Genomic DNA, 4,549 nt, shown 5'->3' with positions numbered 1-4,549 from the left:
GCCGTCCGCCCCCAGCCGCAGATACACGGACTCGAACAGTTCGTTCCAGTGGGCGCGGATCCGGGCGGCGAACTCCTCGTCCCCGTCCGACTCCGCGGTGTACACCGCGGCGTACATCTGCATCTGGAACATGAGCATGTCGCGGTCGGCGGTGAGCGCGGCGTACGCCTCCGCCATCGCGTCATGGGCGGCCCGCGGGTCCAGGTCCTCGCTCGCCCGCTCGAAGGCGCGGCGGATCTCCGCCGTGCAGTGGCCGGCGGCGGCCAGGAAGATCGCCCGCTTGTCGGGGAACAGCCGGAAGAGATACGGCTGCGAGACCCCGACCCGGCGGGCGATGGCGGCGGTGGTGGTCCCCCCGTATCCGCCCCTGGCGAACTCCGTGACGGCGGCGCGGATGACGGCGATCCGCCGCTCCTGAGCCGTCATCCTGCCGCTGTCCCTGGCCATGCGAGAAAGTTATTGACCAATCACTACATTGTCAACGGCAGTGGTGCCCGGTGCCGCGGCCCGCTCAGGCCAGCCGCACCACGGCCCGGGACAGCCCCAGCACCTTGACACCCGCGCTGCGCGCCACCAGATCGACCCGCACCGTGCGCGCGTCGTCGTCCAGCTTGGCCGCGACCTTCGCGGAGACCTCGATCTCCGCCCCGGTGTCGTCGTCCGGCACCACCACGGGGTTGGTGAACCGCACCCCGTACTCCACCACGGCCGCCGGATCCCCGGCCCAGTCGGTGACCACCCTGGCCGCCTCGGCCATGGTGAACATGCCGTGCGCGATCACATCGGGCAGCCCGACGCCCTTGGCGAAGCGCTCGTTCCAGTGAATGGGGTTGAAGTCCCCCGAGGCACCCGCGTACCGCACCAGGGTGGCGCGGGTCACCGGGAACGTACGGGCCGGCAGCTCCGTCCCCACCTCGACATCGGCGTACGCGATCCGCGCGGTCACTTGTCCTCCTCCGGCGCGCGCGCCACCAGCTTGGTGTACGCGGTCACCACATGCTCGCCCGCGGCATCGTGCACATCGCCGCGGATGTCCAGGATGTCGTTGCCCGCCATCGACTTCACGGACTCGATCACCGAGGTCACCGTGAGCACGTCGCCGGCCACCACCGGACGGCTGTAGCGGAACTTCTGGTCGCCGTGCACCACCCGGTCGTAGTCCAGGCCCAGCTTCGGGTCCTGGGTCACCATCTCGGCGGCGGCGAACGTGATCGAGAAGACGAACGTCGGCGGGGCGATCACATCCGGGTGCCCCAGCGCCCTCGCGGCGGCCGGGTCGGTGTACGCGGGGTTCTCGTCCCCGATCGCCACCGCGAACTCGCGGATCTTCTCCCGCCCCACCTCGTACGGCTCGGTGGGCGGATACGTCCGCCCGGTGAAGGACTGATCCAGGGCCATCGGGCCGTCAACCTCCCAGAAATCACGCGAGGCCGCCCCCGGAAGAACCGGGGGCGGCCTCGCACAGTGACAAGTCAGCGGGTCTCGCGGTGCGCCGTGTGGGCGTTGCAGCGCGGGCAGTGCTTCTTCATCTCAAGACGATCCGGGTCGTTGCGCCGGTTCTTCTTGGTGATGTAGTTCCGCTCCTTGCACTCCACGCAGGCCAGCGTGATCTTCGGGCGGACGTCGGTGGCAGCCACGTGAGTGCTCCTTGACGGATGGACGGGTTCAACACAGGGAAGAGTAGCCGATCGGAGGACCGACCCCGCAATCGGCTACTCGGAGTGAAGTAGCGGCGACCGGACTTGAACCGGTGACACAACGATTATGAGCCGTTTGCTCTACCGACTGAGCTACGCCGCCACGAGCTGCGCGGCTCCCGCCCGCAGGAGGAAGACCTCACATCTCAGAGCCCCAAAACGGAATCGAACCGTTGACCTTCTCCTTACCATGGAGACGCTCTGCCGACTGAGCTATTGGGGCGAGCGAGAAAGAGATTACACGCTCCGGGGCCGAAGACGAAATCCGTTCAGGGACACCCCGAGCCCGCCCAACACCACCCAAGTCCCCGGAAACCACAGCAGTACGACTAATGGCTTCTTCCCCACCCAACCACCCCGGGCGAACTAGCCTCGCCTCGTGCCCGACCACCGCGACCGCACCGCTGCCGCCGCCACCACGAGCGCACTGCTGCTGAGCGGGGCCCGGCTGGCCGACGGCCGTACCGTCGACGTCCGCCTCGGCGGCGACCGGGTCGAGGCCGTCGGCACCCCCGGGAGCCTGGCCGCCGCGCCCGGTACGCAGCGCCTGGACCTGAGCGGCTATCTGCTGCTGCCCGCCCCCGCCGAGCCGCACGCCCACCACGACACGGCCCTCACCAGCGGCGGCGCCGGGCCCCCCTCGGAAGAACCCGGCCGGCTGCGGCGCCGCATCATCGAGGCCGCGCTGCTCCAGCTCAGCCACGGCGCCACCGCCCAGCGCAGCCAGATCCGGATCGGCGACGTCCTCGGGCTGCGCGCCCTGGAGGCCGCCCAGGGCGCGCGCCGGGCGCTGCTCGGCCTCGCCGACCTCCAGCCGGTGGCCGCGCCCCGGGTGCTGACCGGGCTGGCCGGTGCCGACAACCGGGCCCAGCTCGCGGAGGCCGCCCAGCTCGGCGGCACCACGCTCGGCGGCTGCCCCGACCTCGATCCGGACCCGGCCGGGTACGCGGAGATCGTGCTGTCCATCGCGGACGCCCAGGACTGCCCCATCGACCTGCACACCGACGCCGACGACCCGGCCAGGTTCGCCCGGCTGGTGACCGCCGCCGGGGCCTGCCGCACCGCCGTCACCCTCGGCCCCTGCACCGGCCTGTCCCTGCTGCCGGCGGAGGGCGCGGCGCGCGCCGCCGACCAGCTCGCGGCGGCCGGGGTCGCGGTGAGCTGTCTGCCGCAGTCGCCGTGCGCCGCGCTGCCGCCGCGCCGCCCGGCCTGGCCGCCGACCCCGCCGGTCCGGACGCTGCTGGCCGCCGGGGTGACGGTGGCGGCCGGCAGCGGAGCGGTCCGGGACGCGGGCAACCCGGTCGGGCGCGGCGACCCGCTGGAGGCCGCGTATCTGCTGGCGGTGCGCGGGGCCTGCGACACCTTCGGCGCGTACCGGGCGGTCAGCTCGGCGGCGCGCGCCGTGCTCGGGCTGCCGAAGGTGCGCATCGAGCCCGGATTCCCGGCCGAGCTGCTGGCGGTGCGCGGCGAGAACCTGCCCGGGGCGCTGTCGCTGGCCTACAGCCGCGTGGTGATCCACCGGGGGCGGGTGGTGGCCAGGACCAGTGCCGTACGGGAGTACTGCGGATCACCGTCGGGGCCGCTGGCGGAGCTGCCGCGTCAGCTGGACTCCAGGAACTGAGCCACGGCGGCCAGCCACGGCTCCGGCTGGTCGATGTGCGCCATGTGCGCGGCCCGCGGCAGCACGACGCCGCGCGCGCCGGGGATCAGCGGCAGGGTGTCCGCGACCAGCCCGGCGGGGAACGTGCGGTCGTGCGCGCCGTGGAGCAGGAGCAGCGGTGTGCCGAGCGCGGCCAGCCGGTGGGCGGCGTCCGGCACCCGGGGTGAGGGCAGCCGCCCGGCCCGCAGGGGGCGCAGCCACTCGGCGGAGAACCGCACCCGCTCCAGGCGCGCGCGGTACTCCGCGCGCCGGTCCGCGCACCACACCTCCTGCTCCACCCCGGCGAGCGCGGCGGCGCGGGTCAGCGCGGGGCCGGTGAGCGCGGGGTCATCGGGGAACCGCGGCCCGCTCCCGCCGGGCGGCGGCGGCAGGACACTGCTGGAGGCGATGACCAGGCGGCGCACCCGGGCGGGGGCGGTGAGCGCGAGGAGCTGGGCGAGCAGTCCGCCGTAGGAGAAGCCGAGGACGTCCACCGGGGTGGCGTCGGTGGTGCGCTCCAGCAGGGTGACGAGGTCGGAGACGACCGCCTCCGGGGTGTACTGATCCTCCGGCAGGCCCCGGGTGGAGCGTCCGCAGCCGCGCAGATCGGGCATCAGCAGCCGGTGCGCGCCGGCGAGCCGGTCCAGGGGCTCGCGCAGATAGCTGTGGTCCCAGTCGGGTCCGCCGTGGATGACCAGCAGCGTCCGGTCGGCGGGCCCGGCGGTGCTGGCGACGTACAGCTCGACGGGTGGCGGACCGGACGCCACCGGTACCAGGTTTTCCGTGAACACCGGCACAGTGTGCCAAGCTCGGCGGCATGCGCACAGTCATCGCCGGAGGACATGGAAAGATCGCCCAGCGCCTCGAACGGCTGCTGGCCGCCCGCGGGGACCGGCCCGCCGGACTGATCCGCAGACCCGAGCAGGCCGAGGCGCTGCTGGCGGCGGGGGCCGAACCCCTGGTGTGCGACCTGGAGTCGGCGCGGGTCGGCGAGCTGACGCGGCATCTGGAGGGCGCGGACGCGGTGGTCTTCGCGGCCGGCGCGGGCCCCGGCTCCGGCGCGGAGCGCAAGGAGACGGTGGACCGGGCGGCGGCGGCGCTGCTGGCGGACTCGGCCGAGGCGGCGGGGGTGCGGCGCTATGTGATGGTGTCCGCCATCGACGTGGACAAGGAGCCGCCGCCCGGCACCGACCCGGTGTTCGCGGCCTATCTG

The 4,549-nt window shown here is 73.4% G+C and carries 7 protein-coding genes and 2 tRNA genes; 2 read left to right on the top strand and 7 right to left on the bottom strand.

The window, feature by feature from the left end:
* From ACFV5N_RS25030 to ACFV5N_RS25005, 6 genes are all read right to left on the bottom strand, one after another.
* Window positions 1-426, bottom strand: a 426-nt coding sequence (locus ACFV5N_RS25030; RefSeq protein WP_385603988.1) for a TetR/AcrR family transcriptional regulator, incomplete at its 3' end; no start/stop codon positions are given.
* Window positions 427-511: 85 nt separating this feature from the next.
* A complete protein-coding gene (locus tag ACFV5N_RS25025) occupies window positions 512-946 on the bottom strand; it encodes a MaoC family dehydratase (RefSeq protein ID WP_385603986.1) in 435 nt (144 codons plus the stop codon).
* Window positions 943-1,398: a MaoC family dehydratase N-terminal domain-containing protein gene (locus ACFV5N_RS25020; RefSeq protein WP_385603984.1), complete on the bottom strand. Its 456-nt coding sequence runs from the start codon at window positions 1,396-1,398 to the stop codon at window positions 943-945. The genes ACFV5N_RS25025 and ACFV5N_RS25020 overlap by 4 nt, the downstream gene beginning before the upstream one ends.
* 74 nt (window positions 1,399-1,472) lie before the next feature.
* Window positions 1,473-1,637 carry a 50S ribosomal protein L33 gene (rpmG, locus tag ACFV5N_RS25015; protein ID WP_004571794.1) on the bottom strand — a complete coding sequence of 55 codons (165 nt, stop codon included), beginning with the start codon at window positions 1,635-1,637 and terminating at the stop codon, window positions 1,473-1,475.
* A gap of 90 nt (window positions 1,638-1,727) precedes the next feature.
* Window positions 1,728-1,800 (bottom strand) — tRNA-Met (locus tag ACFV5N_RS25010).
* Window positions 1,801-1,847: 47 nt separating this feature from the next.
* Window positions 1,848-1,920, bottom strand: a tRNA-Thr gene (locus ACFV5N_RS25005).
* A gap of 156 nt (window positions 1,921-2,076) precedes the next feature.
* On the opposite strand from ACFV5N_RS25005, the gene ACFV5N_RS25000 reads away from it, so the two are divergent.
* Window positions 2,077-3,318: an amidohydrolase family protein gene (locus ACFV5N_RS25000; protein WP_385603981.1), complete on the top strand. Its 1,242-nt coding sequence runs from the start codon at window positions 2,077-2,079 to the stop codon at window positions 3,316-3,318.
* On the opposite strand, the gene ACFV5N_RS24995 is transcribed toward ACFV5N_RS25000, so the two are convergent.
* Entirely contained in the window at window positions 3,297-4,127 is an 831-nt protein-coding gene (locus ACFV5N_RS24995; protein ID WP_385603978.1) for an alpha/beta fold hydrolase, read from the bottom strand. The two genes, ACFV5N_RS25000 and ACFV5N_RS24995, sit on opposite strands and share 22 nt — an antisense overlap.
* Window positions 4,128-4,153: 26 nt before the next feature.
* Between ACFV5N_RS24995 and ACFV5N_RS24990 the strand changes: the two genes are divergently transcribed.
* On the top strand, window positions 4,154-4,549 hold a 396-nt coding region (locus tag ACFV5N_RS24990; protein ID WP_385603975.1), incomplete at its 3' end, for an NAD(P)H-binding protein.

The organism is Streptomyces sp. NPDC059853 (assembly GCF_042731495.1).
In the GTDB taxonomy this organism is placed as follows: domain Bacteria; phylum Actinomycetota; class Actinomycetes; order Streptomycetales; family Streptomycetaceae; genus Streptomyces.
This window is presented reverse-complemented; position numbering and strand designations above follow the sequence as displayed.